Origin of the sequence: Cronobacter condimenti 1330 (genome assembly GCF_001277255.1) — a bacterium.
Classification (GTDB): Bacteria; Pseudomonadota; Gammaproteobacteria; order Enterobacterales; family Enterobacteriaceae; genus Cronobacter; species Cronobacter condimenti.
Genome location: NZ_CP012265.1, coordinates 83,496 through 101,613, shown reverse-complemented (window position 1 = coordinate 101,613; position 18,118 = coordinate 83,496). Strand labels below are relative to the sequence as shown.

The following is an 18,118-nucleotide window of genomic DNA, read 5'->3' as shown; positions in this document are numbered from 1 at the left end:
CGGAGTTCTGCGATGACCCCGATTACGATTTACCACAACCCCGACTGCGGCACCTCGCGCAACACATTGGGGCTTATCCGCAACAGCGGTGTGGAGCCAACCGTGATTCTTTATCTGGAAACACCGCCCACGCGCGCTGAGCTTGTACAACGCATCACTGAGATGGGCATCAGCGTACGCGACTTGCTACGCAAGAATGTCGAGCCATATCAAACGCTCGGGCTGGATGCGGACACCTTCAGTGATGATACGCTGCTGGACGCGATGCTGGCGCATCCGATTTTGATTAATCGCCCTGTCGTGGTGACTCCGCTCGGCACGCGTCTGTGCCGCCCGTCCGAAGTGGTCCTCACCATCCTGCCCGACCCGCAGCAAGAGCCCTTTACGAAAGAGGACGGCGATATCGTCATTCCACCGGCGTGATGATGAGCCAATAAAAAGGCGCCTTCTGATGAAGGCACCTGGTACCAGCGAATATCAGGAGCGCCAGAAAAAGCGTGAGAGAAGGATAAGGAACGGGTAAATCTCAAGGCGGCCCAGGATCATCGCCAGACACATCAGATATTTCGCGCCGTCATTAAGCGTATCGAAGCTCGCCGCCGTCACGCCGAACCCCAGCCCCATATTGTTAATGCAGGCCGCCACGGTGCCAAAAGCACTCAGCAAGTCATAACCCATTGACGTGAGTGCCCAGATAAACCCGATGCTGACCAGCATATACAGGAAGAAAAAACTGCACACCGAGCGCAGCACTCTTTCATTCACCACGCTTTTACCGACATGCAGGCTGAGTATGGCCCGCGGGTGCGCCAGTTGATGCACTTCATTACGGCTCTGTTTAAAGAGGATAAGAAAGCGCAGCGCTTTAATGCCACCGCAGGTCGACCCTACGCAGCCGCCAAAAAAACTCGCAAGCAGCAACAGGACTATCGTATGTGAGGGCCAGCTCGCGTAATCCCCGGTCGTCAGGCCATTATCGGTGATCATTGAACTTGCGAGAAAGAAAGCGTGCACCAGGCTGCCGGTCAGATCGTACATGCCTTTGTGCCATACCTGCCAGGCCGTCAGCAGAACCACAATCAGCGTAACCAGAAGGAAAAAATGCAGTTCGGCATTGCGGCGAAAGGGTTTTAGTGTGCGCCGGGTAAAGGCAACGAACCAGACGGTGAAGTTGACTGCCGAGAGCAAGGAAAACAGTCCGGCCACCAGTTCGATGGGGTAGCTGTTATAAAAGCCGATGCTTTCGTTACGCGTGGAAAATCCGCCAAGCGAGACGGTAGAAAGCCCGTGACATAAAGCATCAAACCAGGGCATGCCGGCCAGCATGTAAGCGGCGCAACAGGCGATACCCAGCATCAGGTAGGTGAGCCATAACGTGCGGGAAGTATCTGCAAGGCGCGGCGTCAGGCGCTCTTCCTTAAACGGGCCTGGCATCTCCGACTGATAGAGCTTCATACCGCCAATTCCCAGCAACGGCAGTACCGCAACGGCCAGCACGATAACGCCTAACCCCCCAATGAAATTCAGCTGCGCGCGATAATAGAGAAAAGGTTTTGGTAACCCACTGACATCATTAATGATGGTGGCGCCGGTGGTGGTTATCCCGGATACCCCTTCAAACAGGGCCTGTGCGGCATTCAGACCAAGCGCCTTATCAAGCCAGAACGGCATAGCGCTGATGAGAGAAAACAGCAGCCAAAACAGGACGATAATCAGAAAACCATCACGGGTTTTGAGCGGCGCGATATGCCGTCGCGTGGCAAGCCAGGCGGTACAACCGGGAATAAAAAACGTGATAAACGTGACCAGAAACGAAAAGTAGCTGCGATCTTTACAAAACAGCGCCACCACCATCGGCGGCAACATTGAAAAACTGTAGAGAAAGACTAAAAAACCGCAAAGATGAATAACGATAGCTGGACGCGAAACATGCGCGGGAGCGTGACGTAGCAAAACCAGGCCTCAAGAGAGTATTCGCAAGTTATGTCATTAAACCGCGTCACGTATAAAAATGTTGTAAAAAAGGGGAACAAGCTCTGTCAAACGGTGATTTTCAGCGCAACGCCCTGGGCTACGTACATCCCTGTACGGCGTGATAACGATCCTCTCGCACAACGGTCATACAGAGGTTGTGCTTAATTCATGCTGCGGCAGACTTGCGCGCAGTGCAGGCAGGCACGCGAACAGGCCTGGCAGTGATCCGCCTGGTGTTTACCACACGTTTCGCCACATTTCTGACAAATATCGGCGCAGATCTGGCAAAGTGCGCGGGCAAATTCGCTGTCCAGCGCCATAAATTGTGCGGCGAGGCGGCATAAGCTGGCGCACTGCATATCCAGCCGAATGCATTCACGCATCATGTCGAGATCGCTTTCTTTCAGGCAGGATGCTGCGCAATTGTCGCAGGCGGTCGCACAGGCGTAACAGGCTTCAATACATTCCGAATACTGTAATGACATCTTGATTCTCCTGTATCTGTTGAACACAGGCCAAGTGTGGACGCCACACTGGCGTCATGCCATTTTTAAGGGGCGTTATGCGAAATTCATATAAAAATGGGCCGGGTATGATGCAGGGTAATAGAACGGTTGAAGACAGGGTGATGTGGCGGGGCTGACGCCGCCGCCTGATAACGCGCGGGAGATTGCGCCGTGACGGCACCGCAATAGGCGGTGTTACAACCGGCTTGCGATATTCTGCAGAATGGTCATCTCTTCCTGAGTGAACTGCTTAGTGCCGCCGCGAAGCGTAGTGAGCGTGATGTGCCACGGGTTGCCACGACTGATAACCACTTTTGAGCGGATATCATAGTGCTGCGCCGCGAAATCCTCGGTGATGAGCTTTTCGACCGGCGACAAATCGGCGTAAACCGTCGTGCCGCCTGGGCCTGCCGCAAAACGGGCCGGGTGTGAGGCAATACCGGATTCAAGCTGTGTTTTCGCTTTCGCCGGATCTTTCACCACCTTGTTATTGGTCTCTTCGAAAAACTTATTCACTTTATTACGCACTTTCACGGCTTTTTTTACGGTTTCCAGAAAGCGTTTGTTATTCGCCGTCTGCCGGTCTGACAACGTATTGCGCAGGAGCACCAGTACCCCGCCCACGACGCCGCAAACACCCCCTGCGGCCAGAAAGGCAGTGCGCACGCCCAGAGAGGAAGCCGCGTTTGCCGCGGCGGTACCGGATGTGACCGTCGCGGCAACCCCCGCGGAAGCGCCAAACATCCCACCAATCCCTGTGATAATTTTACCGGCAAAATCATAGCTGATTTTAGTGGCCTCATTATAAATGTTGCCCCCACGTCCGCCCATGCGAGGAACGCGAGTATTATACCGGTCAAAGAACTGGCGGTTATTCTGAATAGTATTATTCGTTCCGGAATTGAGTAATCCCATTTCCAGATCGCGCCCGCCGTTATTGATTCCAACAGGTCGGGAGCTGGCCAGTAATTGCTCATAGCTATACATTACGCTGCGTTCTTCAGCATTTTCAAACTGATACAGCATATCATCATCGAGTTCATTCACGAAGTCGATAATGGTATGTATTTCTTGTTCATTAAAGTAAGACCGATCGGAAAGAAGGGCATTTATCATGGAGTTAATTTCTGCCATCTTGCCACTCCTTTCTTATCAGAGTTCTTTATTCTGTTTGATATCCCAACCGGCTTTCGTTTCAGCGCCTTTGGTACCCTGGTTTGACTGTTCCCAGTAATGGAAGTTAACTTTCGCCGCCTGGAAGTAATAATTCACCATTACGGTATCGGTTTGCCCCACGCCGGTAAATTCCGTGCGGGTGACCAACACATCTTCCAGAACGATTTTTGAATATTCCACCTGCTGCCCGCCCGCTTTACAAACGGAAAGCTCAACTTTATTCACGTGCTTACCGCCTGCACAGAATTTCAAAATAGCAGGCGTGCCTTTATCGACAATGGCCTGCACGGCTAAATCCTGAAAGTTAACTTTGCCGGCGCCGCCGCCGCCACCTACCGCCATATTTCCCGGCTGTGCCGCGCCCCAGTTAAAAGAAAGCACGTCGATCCAGTTGGAATGGTTAGCATCTTTGGATTCGCCAGTAACGCCTTCCACTTTCAGGAACATATCAATAGCCATGTAATACTCCTTGTTATCAGATAGCAGGTGAGAATAAGCAGAGCCCGTGGGCAAATAATTCGGATTCACTCTAAGTTTATTCAAATCGCTTAACAATACCGCCCCGGAAATTAAGACGAATCTCATTCGAATTAATTCAGCGTATATCCTGTATCTGTTTCATTTTTATTGCCGATACATGACGACTTTCTGGATAAGGGTGTGTTAATGATCACAAAAATAAAGCTATGGATTTCGGCAAGTTCAAAACAGAAACTTATTACGCGGCAAAATAAAAAATTCTCATAACGTTTGCAGAATACTGGCCACCGAAAATAATACGTTATAAAACAAACCGTTTTTATTAATCGGAATGTTTTGAATAAAACACCGAACCTGCGATTTATCCTAAATGCTGAATTATCCTTCGAATATGAAATATTAGCGTGGTGATTAGTTACGAAGTAAACCGCCCTGGCAGTAATTCAGCCTAATCTTAATCGCCGCGTTTTCCGCATACGCTCACCTGAGGCACGAAGGCACAACGCGGAAAAATCTTTTAATAAAGAACACATAGGTATTGAGCGAGAACCGCTCTGGAGCACAAAAGACGGATGAATACAGTGACCACAAGAAAGCCCTGCGCTCAGGAAATGCATGACGCTCATGGATTTCCTGAGAGCAGGGCTTTCTTGTGGTTACCGCACAGAGCAGCGGCGCGCGCGTGGTTTGCGGGGTTCACCAGCCAGGTACGCGCGGGCAGCGATCCGACCTCGCTCATTGCGCTTAAGAAAACGCATATCGACATGCTGAAATCACAGTGGAATACGTTTCTTGCCCGCATCGCTAATCTGACCCGCTAGCCTGCGTGACCGCACGTGTTGACTGTCTGGCGGTCACGCCTCGTACTCCCCTGCCCGCTACGCGGCATAAATGGATTTGTCATTGCCGGTCGCAATAGTGTTAGGCAGCCGGAACGCCTGATTACGCCCACGATTTTTCGCAAGGTACAGCGCCGTATCCGCACCCCGGATCAGTGCGCTGAAGGCGTCTTCCCGCCCGTTTCCCCAGACGGTATGACAGCCTGCGCTGATAGTCACCACCTGTTCGGGCAGTTCCGTTGATGGATGCGGCAGATGTTTTTCACGGATCATACTGACCGCGCGCGTCGCCAGCACCAGCGCCTCTTCACCGGAGGTATCCGGCAATACAATCGCGAATTCCTCACCGCCATAACGCGCCACCAGATCGCTCGTGCGCAGCGTCACCATTTGCAGGGTATTGCCGATAAGCCGCAGGCAGGCATCGCCAGCCGCATGGCCGCGGCTGTCGTTGTAGCGTTTGAAGAAATCGATATCGAGCATAATCAGCGAGACCGGTTTGCCGGAGAGCGCCGAATCCGCCAGCTCTTTCGCAAGCGTCGTATCGAATTTGCGGCGGTTGGCAAGCCCTGTCAGGCTGTCGGCCATCGCCATCGATTTAAACGTCTGGTTCGCTTTCAGGAGTTCATCGCGCAACTGCTTCAGCTCCTGCTGGTCGCGAATACTGCTGCGCACCTTACGAAACACCACGGAGCTGAACAGCAGAAACCCGACTAACAGCATCAGGTTCGATAACATGCCCGGCAGATTATTACGAAGCCAGTGCATACACACCTCGGCGCGGTCGTAACCGGCTACCACCACCAGCGGCAGTTTTTCAGTGCGGGCAAACCCAAATACCCTTTCCACGTGATCGAGCGAGGCCACCCAGGTGCCGGTGCCGCGATCGGCGCGGAGCAGTTCGCGGGTAAAGAGCGGGCTGCTGGCGATATTGACGTCAATTTTTGCTTCATTGTAGGGGCGCACGCAGAGGACCGAGCCGTCGGTCAGCAGCAGCGCCAGCATATCGCGCGGCCCCAGCTCGAAGTAACTGTAAAAGCGCTGAAAATACTCAAGTTTTACAGTAGCAAGCACGACACCGGCAAAACCACCGCTCAGATCGTTTACCCGCATGGAAACCGGGATCACCCGTTCATCGGTGTTCTGGCTGCGGATGACGCGCCCGATGTGAAGGCCAGTCTGGCGATTCTCATAATGGAACCGGAAATAATCCTGCTGCGTAATGTCGTTCTGCATACCGGCGATGCCGAACGACGAGCCCTTAATGACGCCCTGCGCGTCATAGAAGTAAAGCCCGTCCAGCTGTGGCTGACGCCCTTTCAGGCGCACAAGGAAACTGTGATAGGTCGCGGACTGCCCGGCGGCGACGGCGGCGCGCACATCATCAAGCGTCTGGCCGACCGCCATAAAAGTATCTTCCGCCTGCCGCACCTGGGCGACAGAGAGGTTAACCGCTTTATTCGCGGCCTGGGCAATTTCATCATCAAAGGAGTGTAAGAATACCAGTACGTTCGTGCTGATCCCGCCCACCAGGAGGAACAGAAGTAAGACAGCCAGACTTCGACCCAGCGATGTGCTAAGCCCAAGACGATAAGAAATGAACTGCCTGAGAGTCACGGAACGGTTTCCCCGGAATAACCAATTTTGCTTTAGGGGTTATCGGTACTCCCGGCCGTTTCTGGAGGGCCCAGCCCCCGTCTGATGACAATAATTTAACAGGCTGTGACAAGTCTTCACGGCGTTAACGGTAACATGACAGATCCCGCCTCAGCCCGCCGGTGTTCCCTGATGAAAAATGAGCTGCCAGCGCGACTCGCCGTCTTTTACCCAGTGCGACGAACGCCAGGCGGCGCGACGGCCATCCGGCGCGCAGGTGTGGTAGCGCAAAATCACACTCTCTTCACTCACAGGCAGGAGGGTAAAGTCGCTGCTGACCATCGCCGGCGCGGAAGTCTCCTGTGTCAGCGCCTTGATAGTCTCGTGCCGGCTCACAACGGATCCTGAGCGCGTGATTTCACAAAAGCGTGGATGGAGCACCGCCTCCAGCCACGCCTGGTCGCGCCGTTTTGCCTCATGCAGACTACATTCCAGCGCAATGAGTATCGCCTGTAACATGGTGTCGCCCTTACTCGTCAGCCTGAATAAACGCTATTCACTGCCTTAATTTGGGATATGCCCCGTCTCGCTTAAACGGTATCATTAACAGGAACAGCAATAATTAATTTGAAATTAATAACGACAATAAGGATACAAAAATGTCGATGGTTTTTTGTCGCGGGTGTGGGAAAGAAATTCATGAATCAGCGAAAGCCTGCCCGCAGTGCGGCGCGACGCAGGGTACGCCAGCCGGAAATAAAAACCGGATCAGCGCAGCGTTACTCGCCTTTTTCCTGGGCGGTATCGGCGTGCATAAATTTTATTTAGGCAAAGTCGGACAGGGTTTTCTGTATCTGATTTTCTTCTGGACTTTTATTCCGGCCGTTATCTCGTTTGTCGAATTCATCATTTATCTGTGCGATACCGATGAGAACTTCGCGCGTAAATATGGCTGATTTACGCTGACGCCAGGGCCATTCTTTACGTAATACAATGCGGAATGGCTCTTCTCCCTTTTTCTCTCCCCCGCTTTACGCACCGCGGCTCTGCCTGCGCGAAGACGCTGAAAAAACGCCCCAATGAATGATACCCTTACCGCATGCGGCGGTGAGCAATATCATTCAGGTAAACCTCATGAAGAAAAAAGAGTTTGTGACGCAGGATCTGCTCAGCAAAATTTATCAGGACACGACGCCCGGCCCACGGAAGTTACCGCCCGAAAGACAGCTTGCCGGAGAGTATGGCGTGTCGCGGTTTACTATCCGTCAGGCGCTGGAAAAGCTGGTGAGCATCGGCGTCGTGCGCATCGTGCAGGGGTCAGGCGCGTGGATCAACGAGCAGGCGCGTAATAATCCGCTGGTTTATAACTCCATCACCGAAAAGCGCTTCGACCAAATCCGCTACCGCATGATAAGCCTGCATAAAACGCGCCCGGATCGCGCCGCACAGCAAATTTTCGGTATCGGTGAAGAGAGTTTTATCTGGCATTTCTGTCGCCTGCGCTTTGTCGATGACGCGCCGGTACAGCTTGAAATCTCACGTATGCCGGTGACAGATTTTCCCGATCTGAACCAGCAGGCCATTGAGCGTTCCATTCAGCAATATGTCCTGAGCAAAGGGCTGACGATTTCGCATATGCTGACCACCTACCGCGCCGTGAGCGTCGGCCGTGAACAGGCGGCGTTACTGGGCTGCAAGAAAGGCAGCCCGGCCATGCACATTCATAATCGCGGTATTCTTGAAGGCGGGCGGGTCTTTGAGGTAAGCGATATTATTGATATCAATTATACCTGCACCTACGTTATCCCCCATAACCGCGATAATTTGGCCCTGCGCCAGTCTCAGGGCGTATGAATAGCGCCATCAGGCAGGCGGCTTTGCGTCCATTCATGGGGGCGATAAACGACGGGATGCGCCAGCGCCAGCTCCTCATCGAAACCCACCCCGATCCCGGCATTCACCGGCGGATAAATAAACCCGTCTTTCGCTTCCGGTGCGCCCGGGAACACCGCGTCGGTCAGTGCTGAACGCGGAATAAATTCCTGAATGGCCGCGTTATGCAGGTGAATATTCAGATGCGTATTCACCGCCACACCAATCGGCGTCATATCGCCAGGGCCATGCCAGGCAAGGCGCACGCCAAAAGCCTGACAGAAATGCGCGAGTTTAAGCGCAGGTGTAATACCGCCAATTTGCGAAACGTGGCAGCGGATAAAGTCGATACGGCGATTGACTATCAGATCATGCCATTCAGCGGGGTTATTAAATAGTTCACCCATCGCTAGCGGTACGCAGCTTTGCTGACGCACCTGCTCAAGCCAGGCGCTCTGCTGGGGCGGTAAGATATCTTCAATAAAGTAAGGTTGATAAGGTTCAAGCTGTTTAGCCAGTTGCACAGCCTGCTGCGGGAATAACCGCTCGTGAACGTCATGTAAAATATGCAGCCCCCAGCCATATTTCTCACGCAACGCGCGGAACATATCGACGGTATTGCGCATGTACTCTTGCTGATCGAACCACGCGCCTGGGGTCGGATTTTCCGGCGCGTGAAGCGCCGACGGCGTGCCGCCATAAAAGCCAAGCTGGCAACGAACATGGCGATACCCCTGTGCTATCAGCGCATCGACAGAGGCAAAGAGATCTTCCAGCGTTTCGCCGCTGGCGTGACTGTACGCCGGGATCGCATCGCGGGATTTCCCCCCCAGAAGCTGATACAGAGGCATCTGCGCAAGCTGGCTTTTAATGTCCCACAGTGCCATATCAACACCCGCGATGGCGTTATTCATGACCGGGCCGTTTCGCCAGTAGGCGTTAACGTTCATCATTTGCCACAGATCTTCGATATTATTCGCATCGCGCCCCACCAGCAGCGGGTGTAAATACTCATCCACCAGTGTCTTAACGGCCAGCGGACGCTGCTGAAACGTAGCGCAGCCATGCCCTGTGATGCCCTGCGCGGTCGTCACGCGCACCGTCACAAGGTTATGTCTGTCCGGGCGGGTAATAAAACATTCGATATTTTTGATAATCACAGGCGTCACGAGACAACTCCTTTGCAGCGCTGTGGAATACGTAATAGCAAATATCATCGCCCTAAAAATATTGTCGGGTAAACCCTTTTTTTGACTATTTATTTTGGTCAGTTATCCGGCCGGAATATTATTATAAAACCAGACCAATTCAGGCCGCACACCACAAAATGGCCTCTACTCCCTTAAACCTGTGAACCGTATCAACATTTATTGGTTTGTTTTGTTATCAGGGTTTACTTATGCTTCAGGGCAACATTAAAACGACAACAACATTCGGCGGGAGTCATTATGGGGACGCAAGAAGCCATTACCAAGATTATTCGGCTGGTCGGCGGCCAGGGGAATATTAATAACGTCTGGCACTGCATGACGCGACTGCGCTTCGATTTAATTGATGATGATAAAGTCGATCAGAATGAGATAAAAAAAGTGCCCGGCGTGCTGGGCGCGCAACTGCAAAGCGACCAGTTTCAGGTCATCATCGGGCCAAAGGTGAGCAGCTGGTACGAACAGATCCTCCACGCGCTGGGTGATAACGCGCCTGCCGCTCCCGTCGAGAAAAAAGGCCGTAAAGGGTTAATTTCACTCTTTATGGATACGGTTTCTGGCGTGTTTGGCCCGATCGTTCCGGCCATTGCCGGGGCTGGTATGATCAAAGGGTTGCTGGCGGGGTTGATTGCGCTAAAGGTGATTTCCGCGAAAAGCGATACGGTGATGATTATCGACCTTATCGCCAGCGGCGTGTTTTATTTCCTGCCGTTTTTCCTTGCGGTTTCCGCCGCGAAAATCTTTAAAGTGAATGAATATCTGGCGGCAGCCGTCGCTGCGTGTCTGATGTATCCGTCGCTGATTGATGCCGCCAAAGCGCTGGCTACCCATCAGGAGGGCGCGGTCAGCGCGCTGTGGCTGCTTAATACCATTCCGGTATCGGTCTTTAATTATTCCGCCAGCGTCATTCCGGTCATTTTCTCTATTCTGGCGCTCAGCTATATCTATCGCTGGGTAGACCGCATCATGCCTGATGTGCTGAAAACCGTGTTTACGCCCACGCTGACGCTCTTTCTCGGCGCGCTGGCCGCGCTGGTGGTCATTGGCCCGATTGGGATTTGGTTAGGTAAGGGGCTGGCGCTGTTTGTCGAAGGGCTGTTTGGCGTGTCGGCGAGCTTTGCGGGCTTAATCGTGGGCGCGATCCGCCCCGTCGCGGTGCTGACCGGTATGCACCACGCCATGACGCCGATTGCGCTGCAAAACTTTAGCGAGCGCGGCTATGACATGCTAATGCCAATGATGTTTATGGCGAATATGGCCATTGCCGGTTCAACGTTCGCCATCTGGCGGTTAAGCAAAGAGCGTCACGAGAAAACCGTCACGCTGTCAGCAGCGATTTCGGCGTTGCTTGGCATTACGGAACCCGCGCTGTTTGGTGTCCTGACGCGTTATAAAAAAGCATTTATCTCCGCGACAATTGCCAGCTCACTGGCCTCGGCGTTTATCGCGTTCTTTGGCGTGCGTCTTTACGGCTACATTCTGTCGAGCATTTTCAGCCTGCCCGCGTATATCGGCCCGTACTTTGTTTTTGCCCTTGCCGGTGTGGCGATGGCGCTGGTGCTCTCATTTGCATTAACCACGCTGCTGGTAGGCAAAGACCAGGCCATGCAGAAGTTATAAACGAGGCGCGAAGGGGTAAGGGAAGCGCTGGCCGGGCTGACCGGCCAGCGGTAAGGCAGGGTTAGAGCGTTTTCAGAAACGCCAGCAGATCCTCATTGAGCTGATCCTGATGCGTGACGGCAAAACCGTGCGGGCCGTTGTCATACACTTTCAGTTCAGCATTCAACATTTCCGCGGCGACTTTACCGGTGGATTCAAACGGCACCACTTGATCGTTGCTGCCGTGGATAACCAGCGCTGGCACGTTCGCTTTTTGCAGATCCGCGCGGAAGTCGGTTTCCGAGAACGCGGTCACGCAGTCGAGCGTGCCTTTAAGTGAAGCCATCAGCGCAATATTCAGCGTCTGGGTCAGTACACCGTCAGAGACGGTCTGGCCCGCGTTGGTGCCGTAAAAAGTGGCGGCAAAATCGCTGATAAACTGCGCGCGATCTTTACGCAGCCCTTCGCGGATACCTTCAAAAACAGAGAGATCCACACCCTGGCTGTAGTCGCCAATTTTGCCGAAGACCGGCGTGACCGCGCCCAGCAGCACCAGCGCCGCGATGCGTGAGGTGCCATATTTACCGATGTAGCGCGCCACATCGCCGCCGCCCATTGAGAAGCCCACCAGCGTGACGTCCTGGAGGTCCAGCGTCTCAATCAGATCATTGATATCAGAGGCAAACGTGTCGTAGTTATAGCCATTCCACGGCTGATCGGAACGGCCAAAGCCGCGACGGTCAAACGCAATCACGCGGTAGCCGCGCTCCGCGAGGAAATTCATCTGGCTGTCCCACATATCCGCATCCAGCGGCCAGCCGTGACTGAACAGCACCGGTTTGCCCGCGCCCCAGTCTTTGTAATAGATCTGCGTACCGTCCTGCGTCTTGATTGTGCTCATCCGTCATTCCTCTTTTAGCGATGGTTCAGGTTGATAAGTATAGTGTTTACATTACGGGTGCGATGAAATAGCGCGCCTGGGGAAGCTGCCCGCCCCGGTGGAAGGCCTGCACGCGGCTTTGAATAAGCAGGTCATTGACCGTATGGCGCTCCTGCTGACGCAGGTGTTCAATCCAGGTGCCGACCACAAACGATTCGACAAACACGCCGGGGCGTTGAATATCTTCATACACCGACCAGCTCAGCGCGCCGCCGCGCTGGCGTACCCGGCGGATCTCCTGCACGCACACGACAAAGTCATACACGTCGTCCGGGTCTATCTGATATTTGTACATCACCATGACCGGGCCGCGCTCGTGGGAAATATTCAGCGCCTGCGCGCGGCTGTCGATATCGCGAATGTCCAGGTTCAGGTCAGGATCTTTATTGAGTTGCCAGCGGCGCGCCGTCAGGCTTGCGAGTAACATGCCGAGCGTCGCGACGCACAGGGCCGTCGCGATACTAAAATGCGATGCCAGTTGTCCCCAGAGGGCGCTGCCGGCGGTCATCGAGCCGAAGAAGAACGTCAAATAAACCGCGAGCGCCCGCGCCTTCACCCATTTTGCCGCGCTGCGCTGCGCGCCCATGTTGAGCGTTGAGAGCACCGCAATCCAGGCGAAACCGGTAAGAAACAGAAACGCATTCAGCAGCCAGACGTGCCGGATAAACGCCAGCGCCAGCATGCTGACAGCAAACATCACGCTGTTAAGCGCCATCAGGCGATCCGGGTTGAAGCGCTTACGCAGCCGCGGCAACACTACCGCCCCGCAGATAGCGCCGATCCCGATGCAGGCCAACATAATGCCGTAGCCACCCGGCCCGAGCCCCAGCTCGCGGCGTGCCACCAGCGGCAGCAGCGCCCAGCCTGCGCTCGCGAAGGTGAAAAACGCCACGGTACGCACCAGTACGTAACGCAACACCGGCGCGGCGTGTACATAGCGCAGCCCGGCGCGCACCGCCGGGAAAAAATGCTCCGGCGGCAGGCGCTGGATGGCAGGCTGCGTCTTCCAGCGATACAACACCCAGGCGACGCCGAGCACCGACAGCGCGTTGAGCGCAAACACCACCCATGGCCCCGCAAACGAGAGCACCAGACCGCCCAGCGCCGGGCCAATGGCGCGACTGATGTTAATGCCGAGCGAGTTGAGCGCGACGGCGGGCGCCAGTTCATGCTTATCGACCAGATCCGGCACGATGGCCTGAAACGGCGGCGAGCTCATGGCCGCGCCCGCGCTTAAGAGAAACGCCGCCACCAGCAGCACGCCGGGCGTAACGAGCCCGGCAAACGACAGCAGCGTCAAACCCGCTGCTGCGATAAACACCCACAGCTGCGAAAACAGCAGATATTTACGTCGGTCGACAATATCGGCCATCACGCCGGAGGGCAGCGCGAACAGAAACATCGGCAAACTGCTCGCCGCCTGCACCAGCGCCACCGCCAGCGGATCGGCGCTGAGCGTCAGCATGGTCCAGTTGATCCCCACATCGTTCATCCATGAACCGATGTTTGAGACCACCGTGGCTATCCACAGCATACGGAACACCGGCTGGCGCAGCGGTGCCCAGGAAGAAGCGGCTACCGGCGGGGTGGCGGCAGACGCCGTGTGGACGTCGTTAACCTGCGCCATGCCTGAACTCCTGTTTGCCCGGCACGTTAACTCGCCATCTGCCGGGCCCGGTTAATGTAAGCGTGGTGAAGATAATCAGCAGCAGCCAGCCGAACTGCCCTTCGGCAATGCTCCAGCCGGGGTGTACCGCCAGCATCGCCACCAGCAGCACGCCGATAATCGGCAGGCAGGCGAGCCGGGTAGCGATGCCGAGAATAATGAAAATCGGGCAAATGACCTCGGCCAGAATGGCGGGCAGAAGGCTCATGTACGGCCCCATGCCGAACGGATCTTCGATGCGTCCGAGCTCTGTGGTGAAATGCAGCACTTTCGGCAGCCCATGGACATACAGCAACAGCAGGCTGCCCGTCAGACGCAGGAAGAACAGCCCCGCGTCAGGACGGGGCGTGGTGTGAGAAAACGAGGCACTTTTCATAGGATCAGAACGCAAAGCAGCTGCAACCGAGCGCGCCCCAGAAGGCGTTATCGTCGGCAACCGGGACGGAAGAGAGGCGCGCCACGTCATGCTGATGACGGTGTACGCCGCATGGGCCACTGCACTGGTGTACGGCAGGGCGAAGCCCGACGCGGGCGGCCTGCGGCGGCGCGCTGCGGTAATGACCCGGTACGTTGACTACCGGCGACCACTCCGGCAATACCGGGATCGTCGGCGGCGAAAGAGGGCCAAACGCGCCCGCGGCGTAGACGATATCGCCATCCACTACCGTCAGCACTGACTCAATGCCCTTGATCTCCTCTTCCGGCACGCGAAAGTAGTCTTTGCTCAGTACCGCGAGATCCGCAAGCTGCCCTGCCTTGATCTGCCCTTTTTTGCCCTGCTCGCTGGAGAACCAGGCGCTGCCCTGTGTCCAGAGCATCAGCGCGGTGTCGCGACCGAGCCGCGCGCTGTGGTCATACATCTGCATCCCGCCGACAGTGCGCCCGGAGACCAGCCAGTACAGCGCCGTCCACGGGTTATAGCTCGCGACGCGGGTAGCGTCGGTGCCAAGCCCTACCGGCACGCCGGTTTCCAGCATTTGTGCCACTGGCGGCGTGTGGCGGGTTGCCTCTATGCCGTAGCGCTCAGCAAAGTATTCTCCCTGGAAGGCCATACGGTGTTGCACCGCGATGCCGCCGCCCAGCGCCTTAATGCGGTCGATATTGTGCTGGGTTACCGTTTCGGCGTGATCGAAGAACCAGTGCAGGCCGTTGAACGGAATGTCGCGATCGACACGCTCGAACACATCCAGCATCCGGCTTATCGATTCGTTATAGGTGGCGTGCAGGCGGAACGGCCAGCGATGCTCGACTAAGTGGCGCACAACGCGCTCCAGCTCATCTTCCATGCCCGGCGCAAGATCGGGCCGCGGCTCAAGGAAATCTTCGAAATCCGCGGCAGAAAAGACCAGCATTTCGCCTGCGCCGTTATGGCGGAAGAAATCATTGCCCTGCCCTGGCGTGAGCATATCAGTCCACTTCTCGAAATCCTCAAGCTCGTGACCGGGGCGCTGGGTAAAGAGGTTATAGGCGATACGAATAGTCATCTGCTGATTATCATTAAGCGTTTTGATGACCTCATAATCTTCCGGGTAGTTCTGGAAACCGCCGCCTGCATCAATCGCGCTGGTCAGCCCAAGTCGATTCAGCTCACGCATAAACTGGCGGGTGGAATTCACCTGGTGTTCCAGCGGCAGTGTCGGCCCTTTGGCAAGGGTGGCGTAGAGGATCATGGCGTTCGGGCGCGCAATCAATATCCCGGTCGGGTTGCCGTTGCTGTCGCGCTGGATCTCGCCGCCCGGCGGGTTTGGCGTATCTTTGGTATACCCGACCACCTTCAGTGCGGCGCGGTTCAGCAGCGCGCGATCGTAAAGGTGAAGAATAAACACCGGGGTATCCGGCGCGGCCTCGTTTATCTCATCAAGCGTCGGCATCCGGCGTTCGGCAAACTGAAATTCTGTCCAGCCGCCCACAACGCGAACCCACTGCGGCGAGGGTGTGCGCAGCGCCTGTTCTTTGAGCATACGCAGGGCGTCTGCAAGCGAGGGCACGCCTTCCCAGCGCAGTTCAAGGTTGTAATTCAGACCGCCGCGGATCAGGTGAAGGTGCGAGTCATTCAGGCCGGGAATCGCGGTATGGCCTTTCAGATCCACCACCTTCGTGGCCTCACAGTGATGCTGCATGACGTCGGCCACGGTTCCGACTTCCAGAAATTTACCGTCGCGGATAGCCACCGCCTCGGCGTGCGGATTTTCACGATCGACCGTATGAAACTGGCCGTTCACCAGAATCAGATCTGCCTTACCAAGGGAAACCATACATCCTCCTGTCTGAGTGCCCGTACAGGACGCCTGCGGCGCGGGCTTTATCGACGCCGCCCGAAGGACGACATCATGTTGTTGCCAGGATTATGGGAACCGTGTGCAGGAAAAAACCAGTTATACGAAGGGATAGGTATACCTGAGTATAGGTATACGAAAGGATAGTTATACGAAGAGATAATTACGCGATCCAGAGGGGAGCGCCAGTATAAAGCCCGAATGATAACGGCCTCGCCGTCGACGTCTGTGTCTGTGACGCGGCGGGCCTGTAACCTCTAACCTCACTGGATGATTTTATGACAACCTCTAAGCTCGAACTGCTCACCCCTTCCAACTGCCAGATGATTTTTATCGACCAGCAGCCGCAGATGGCGTTTGGCGTGCAGTCTATTGACCGTCAGGTGCTGAAAAACAACACCGTCGCGCTCGCGAAAGCGGCGAAAGTCTTCAACATCCCGACCATTATCACGACCGTTGAAACCGAAAGTTTCTCCGGCAATACCTACCCGGAGCTGCTGGATGTGTTCCCGGGTCAGGACATTCTTGAGCGCACCTCCATGAACTCCTGGGACGACCAGAAAGTGCGTGACGCGCTGGCCGCCAACGGGAAACGCAAAATCGTGGTGTCCGGCCTGTGGACCGAAGTGTGCAATAACAGCTTTGCGCTGTGCGCCATGCTGGAAGGCGACTATGAAATCTACATGGTGTCAGACGCCTCCGGCGGCACCTCGAAAGAAGCGCACGATTTCGCGATGCAGCGCATGATCCAGGCGGGCGTCGTACCGGTAACCTGGCAGCAGGTGATGCTGGAGTGGCAGCGTGACTGGGCGCGCAAAGAAACATACAACGCAGTGATGGATATTGTGAAAGAACACTCTGGCGCATATGGTATGGGCGTGGATTATGCCTACACCATGGTGCACAAAGCGCCGTCCCGTCAGAAGAGCGAGCACCGCACGCTGGCGCCGGTTCCGGCCCGCTAAGCGGCCATCGCAGGTGGGTCTGATGCCTGCCTGCGTATCGCCTCTGACTGGAGAGCGTCATGAGCACCGCAGTTATATCCTTCGCCGCCGGGTTGCTGATTGGGCTGATTTACGGCCTGCTGAAAGTAAAATCGCCCGCGCCGCCCGCTATCGCGCTGCTGGGTCTGCTTGGCATGTTAACGGGCGATTATGTCACCCGTGAGGCGCTAAACCGCCATGAGGTCGCCCTGCGGCCCGTCGCGCAGGCCCCACACATTGACACCGCGCCGCCGTTACGCGCGCCGAACAGGGAAGCATCATGAAAGCCTGGCTGGTTTCTCTCGCGGTCGGCGTGCTGGCTGGCGCGATTTACGCAACACTTGATGTGCATTCGCCCGCACCACCGCTCGTCGCGCTGCTGGGGCTGCTCGGGATGCTGGCAGGCGAGCAGGTGATCCCGGTCTGCCGCAGACTGCTTCGCGGCGAACCCGTCACCTTTCATTGGTTTCGCCAGGAGTGCGTGCCGAAAATCAGCGGCACATCGCCGCCGCCCGCAAGTGAGAGAGGCAAGCCGCCCCGCTCGGGCGACGCATTTTGAGGACAGACAGCATGACGCTGCCGCAGCGCATCGCCATCGTTGACGATGAGCGTTCTGTACGCAACGGGCTTTGTAACCTGCTGCAATCGGATGGATACCTGACCGACGCTTTCGACTCCGCCGAAGCGTTTCTCAGCAGTGAAACCGCACTCGACACCGCGTGCGTGATTATTGTCGACATTAAACTCAAGGGGATGAACGGCCTCACGCTGTTCGAAAAATTAAAAATCCTCCCCACACCGCCACCGCCCGTGATTTTTATCACCGGTCATGGCGATGAAAACATGCAACGGTACGCCGAATCCCTCGGCGCCGTTGCTTTTTTGCGTAAGCCGATAAATGTTGATGTGCTTCTCGGCCACATACAGCGCGTGTTGTCCGGCGGCTGAATAGCCTGCCTGTTAAGAAACCGCCCGCGGACCGGCGCGGGCGACGTCCTGAAAA

The 18,118-nt window shown here is 55.6% G+C and carries 20 protein-coding genes; 9 read left to right on the top strand and 11 right to left on the bottom strand.

Annotated elements, in window-relative coordinates; all coding sequences use genetic code 11:
* Nucleotides 1-12 precede the first annotated feature (12 nt).
* Nucleotides 13-423 (top strand): arsenate reductase (glutaredoxin), encoded by a 411-nt coding sequence (arsC, locus tag AFK62_RS20405; protein WP_007679809.1) that lies wholly within the window; start codon nt 13-15, stop codon nt 421-423.
* Between the two features lie 54 nt (nt 424-477).
* On the opposite strand, the gene AFK62_RS20400 is transcribed toward arsC, so the two are convergent.
* The 4 genes from AFK62_RS20400 to AFK62_RS20385 all read right to left on the bottom strand — a co-directional run bounded on the left by AFK62_RS20400 (nt 478) and on the right by AFK62_RS20385 (nt 4,115).
* Nucleotides 478-1,953, bottom strand: a complete 1,476-nt coding sequence (locus tag AFK62_RS20400; RefSeq protein ID WP_007679811.1) for a TrkH family potassium uptake protein — start codon at nt 1,951-1,953, stop codon at nt 478-480.
* Between the two features lie 182 nt (nt 1,954-2,135).
* Complete coding sequence (locus AFK62_RS20395; protein WP_007679813.1) at nt 2,136-2,459, bottom strand: four-helix bundle copper-binding protein; 324 nt, start codon at nt 2,457-2,459, stop codon at nt 2,136-2,138.
* A gap of 216 nt (nt 2,460-2,675) precedes the next feature.
* A complete protein-coding gene (locus tag AFK62_RS20390) occupies nt 2,676-3,614 on the bottom strand; it encodes a hypothetical protein (RefSeq protein ID WP_007679816.1) in 939 nt (312 codons plus the stop codon).
* Nucleotides 3,615-3,632: 18 nt separating this feature from the next.
* Nucleotides 3,633-4,115 (bottom strand): Hcp family type VI secretion system effector, encoded by a 483-nt coding sequence (locus tag AFK62_RS20385; protein ID WP_053532136.1) that lies wholly within the window; start codon nt 4,113-4,115, stop codon nt 3,633-3,635.
* Between the two features lie 671 nt (nt 4,116-4,786).
* Here AFK62_RS20385 and AFK62_RS22495 point away from each other — a divergent pair.
* The gene (locus tag AFK62_RS22495; RefSeq protein WP_007679825.1) at nt 4,787-4,957 is read left to right on the top strand and encodes a hypothetical protein; all 171 of its coding nucleotides are present in this window, start codon (nt 4,787-4,789) and stop codon (nt 4,955-4,957) included.
* Between the two features lie 57 nt (nt 4,958-5,014).
* Here the strand turns inward: AFK62_RS22495 and AFK62_RS20380 are convergent, their stop codons facing one another.
* Nucleotides 5,015-6,592 carry a sensor domain-containing diguanylate cyclase gene (locus tag AFK62_RS20380; protein ID WP_053532135.1) on the bottom strand — a complete coding sequence of 526 codons (1,578 nt, stop codon included), beginning with the start codon at nt 6,590-6,592 and terminating at the stop codon, nt 5,015-5,017.
* Between the two features lie 150 nt (nt 6,593-6,742).
* Nucleotides 6,743-7,090: a nuclear transport factor 2 family protein gene (locus AFK62_RS20375; protein WP_007679834.1), complete on the bottom strand. Its 348-nt coding sequence runs from the start codon at nt 7,088-7,090 to the stop codon at nt 6,743-6,745.
* Nucleotides 7,091-7,230: 140 nt separating this feature from the next.
* Between AFK62_RS20375 and AFK62_RS20370 the strand changes: the two genes are divergently transcribed.
* The gene (locus AFK62_RS20370) at nt 7,231-7,527 is read left to right on the top strand and encodes a TM2 domain-containing protein (protein WP_007679837.1); all 297 of its coding nucleotides are present in this window, start codon (nt 7,231-7,233) and stop codon (nt 7,525-7,527) included.
* A gap of 178 nt (nt 7,528-7,705) precedes the next feature.
* The gene (locus AFK62_RS20365) at nt 7,706-8,425 is read left to right on the top strand and encodes a GntR family transcriptional regulator (RefSeq protein ID WP_007679839.1); all 720 of its coding nucleotides are present in this window, start codon (nt 7,706-7,708) and stop codon (nt 8,423-8,425) included.
* On the opposite strand, the gene AFK62_RS20360 is transcribed toward AFK62_RS20365, so the two are convergent.
* Nucleotides 8,413-9,612 (bottom strand): enolase C-terminal domain-like protein, encoded by a 1,200-nt coding sequence (locus AFK62_RS20360; RefSeq protein ID WP_007679840.1) that lies wholly within the window; start codon nt 9,610-9,612, stop codon nt 8,413-8,415. The two genes, AFK62_RS20365 and AFK62_RS20360, sit on opposite strands and share 13 nt — an antisense overlap.
* 279 nt (nt 9,613-9,891) lie before the next feature.
* On the opposite strand from AFK62_RS20360, the gene AFK62_RS20355 reads away from it, so the two are divergent.
* On the top strand, nt 9,892-11,271 hold the full coding sequence (locus AFK62_RS20355) for a PTS transporter subunit EIIC (RefSeq protein WP_007679842.1): 1,380 nt from the start codon (nt 9,892-9,894) through the stop codon (nt 11,269-11,271).
* Nucleotides 11,272-11,332: 61 nt separating this feature from the next.
* Here the strand turns inward: AFK62_RS20355 and AFK62_RS20350 are convergent, their stop codons facing one another.
* From AFK62_RS20350 to AFK62_RS20335, 4 genes are read right to left on the bottom strand one after another with little or no spacing between them, the layout of a single operon-like run.
* A complete protein-coding gene (locus AFK62_RS20350) occupies nt 11,333-12,151 on the bottom strand; it encodes an alpha/beta fold hydrolase (protein ID WP_007679844.1) in 819 nt (272 codons plus the stop codon).
* A 46-nt stretch (nt 12,152-12,197) separates the two neighbouring features.
* Nucleotides 12,198-13,817, bottom strand: a complete 1,620-nt coding sequence (locus tag AFK62_RS20345; protein WP_007679846.1) for an MFS transporter — start codon at nt 13,815-13,817, stop codon at nt 12,198-12,200.
* Nucleotides 13,804-14,232 (bottom strand): DoxX family protein, encoded by a 429-nt coding sequence (locus tag AFK62_RS20340; RefSeq protein ID WP_007679847.1) that lies wholly within the window; start codon nt 14,230-14,232, stop codon nt 13,804-13,806. Before AFK62_RS20340 ends, AFK62_RS20345 begins: the two co-directional genes overlap by 14 nt.
* Nucleotides 14,233-14,236: 4 nt before the next feature.
* Nucleotides 14,237-16,111: an amidohydrolase gene (locus AFK62_RS20335; protein WP_007679848.1), complete on the bottom strand. Its 1,875-nt coding sequence runs from the start codon at nt 16,109-16,111 to the stop codon at nt 14,237-14,239.
* Between the two features lie 299 nt (nt 16,112-16,410).
* Between AFK62_RS20335 and AFK62_RS20330 the strand changes: the two genes are divergently transcribed.
* From AFK62_RS20330 to AFK62_RS20315, 4 genes are read left to right on the top strand one after another with little or no spacing between them, the layout of a single operon-like run.
* Nucleotides 16,411-17,097, top strand: a complete 687-nt coding sequence (locus AFK62_RS20330) for a hydrolase (RefSeq protein WP_007679849.1) — start codon at nt 16,411-16,413, stop codon at nt 17,095-17,097.
* A 59-nt stretch (nt 17,098-17,156) separates the two neighbouring features.
* Complete coding sequence (locus AFK62_RS20325; protein WP_007679850.1) at nt 17,157-17,399, top strand: DUF1427 family protein; 243 nt, start codon at nt 17,157-17,159, stop codon at nt 17,397-17,399.
* Nucleotides 17,396-17,674, top strand: a complete 279-nt coding sequence (locus tag AFK62_RS20320; protein WP_007679862.1) for a DUF1427 family protein — start codon at nt 17,396-17,398, stop codon at nt 17,672-17,674. Before AFK62_RS20325 ends, AFK62_RS20320 begins: the two co-directional genes overlap by 4 nt.
* Before the next feature lie 11 nt (nt 17,675-17,685).
* Nucleotides 17,686-18,063 carry a response regulator transcription factor gene (locus AFK62_RS20315; protein WP_007679865.1) on the top strand — a complete coding sequence of 126 codons (378 nt, stop codon included), beginning with the start codon at nt 17,686-17,688 and terminating at the stop codon, nt 18,061-18,063.
* Nucleotides 18,064-18,118: the final 55 nt, after the last annotated feature.

Bases quoted from the DNA above. Each gene is read 5' to 3' on its own strand.
- arsC (WP_007679809.1), top strand. From the start codon at position 13: ATGACCCCGATTACGATTTACCACAACCCCGACTGCGGCACCTCGCGC.
- AFK62_RS20395 (WP_007679813.1), bottom strand. From the start codon at position 2,459: ATGTCATTACAGTATTCGGAATGTATTGAAGCCTGTTACGCCTGTGCG.
- AFK62_RS20390 (WP_007679816.1), bottom strand. From the start codon at position 3,614: ATGGCAGAAATTAACTCCATGATAAATGCCCTTCTTTCCGATCGGTCT.
- AFK62_RS20385 (WP_053532136.1), bottom strand. From the start codon at position 4,115: ATGGCTATTGATATGTTCCTGAAAGTGGAAGGCGTTACTGGCGAATCC.
- AFK62_RS20375 (WP_007679834.1), bottom strand. From the start codon at position 7,090: ATGTTACAGGCGATACTCATTGCGCTGGAATGTAGTCTGCATGAGGCA.
- AFK62_RS20370 (WP_007679837.1), top strand. From the start codon at position 7,231: ATGTCGATGGTTTTTTGTCGCGGGTGTGGGAAAGAAATTCATGAATCA.
- AFK62_RS20365 (WP_007679839.1), top strand. From the start codon at position 7,706: ATGAAGAAAAAAGAGTTTGTGACGCAGGATCTGCTCAGCAAAATTTAT.
- AFK62_RS20355 (WP_007679842.1), top strand. From the start codon at position 9,892: ATGGGGACGCAAGAAGCCATTACCAAGATTATTCGGCTGGTCGGCGGC.
- AFK62_RS20350 (WP_007679844.1), bottom strand. From the start codon at position 12,151: ATGAGCACAATCAAGACGCAGGACGGTACGCAGATCTATTACAAAGAC.
- AFK62_RS20345 (WP_007679846.1), bottom strand. From the start codon at position 13,817: ATGGCGCAGGTTAACGACGTCCACACGGCGTCTGCCGCCACCCCGCCG.
- AFK62_RS20340 (WP_007679847.1), bottom strand. From the start codon at position 14,232: ATGAAAAGTGCCTCGTTTTCTCACACCACGCCCCGTCCTGACGCGGGG.
- AFK62_RS20335 (WP_007679848.1), bottom strand. From the start codon at position 16,111: ATGGTTTCCCTTGGTAAGGCAGATCTGATTCTGGTGAACGGCCAGTTT.
- AFK62_RS20330 (WP_007679849.1), top strand. From the start codon at position 16,411: ATGACAACCTCTAAGCTCGAACTGCTCACCCCTTCCAACTGCCAGATG.
- AFK62_RS20325 (WP_007679850.1), top strand. From the start codon at position 17,157: ATGAGCACCGCAGTTATATCCTTCGCCGCCGGGTTGCTGATTGGGCTG.
- AFK62_RS20320 (WP_007679862.1), top strand. From the start codon at position 17,396: ATGAAAGCCTGGCTGGTTTCTCTCGCGGTCGGCGTGCTGGCTGGCGCG.
- AFK62_RS20315 (WP_007679865.1), top strand. From the start codon at position 17,686: ATGACGCTGCCGCAGCGCATCGCCATCGTTGACGATGAGCGTTCTGTA.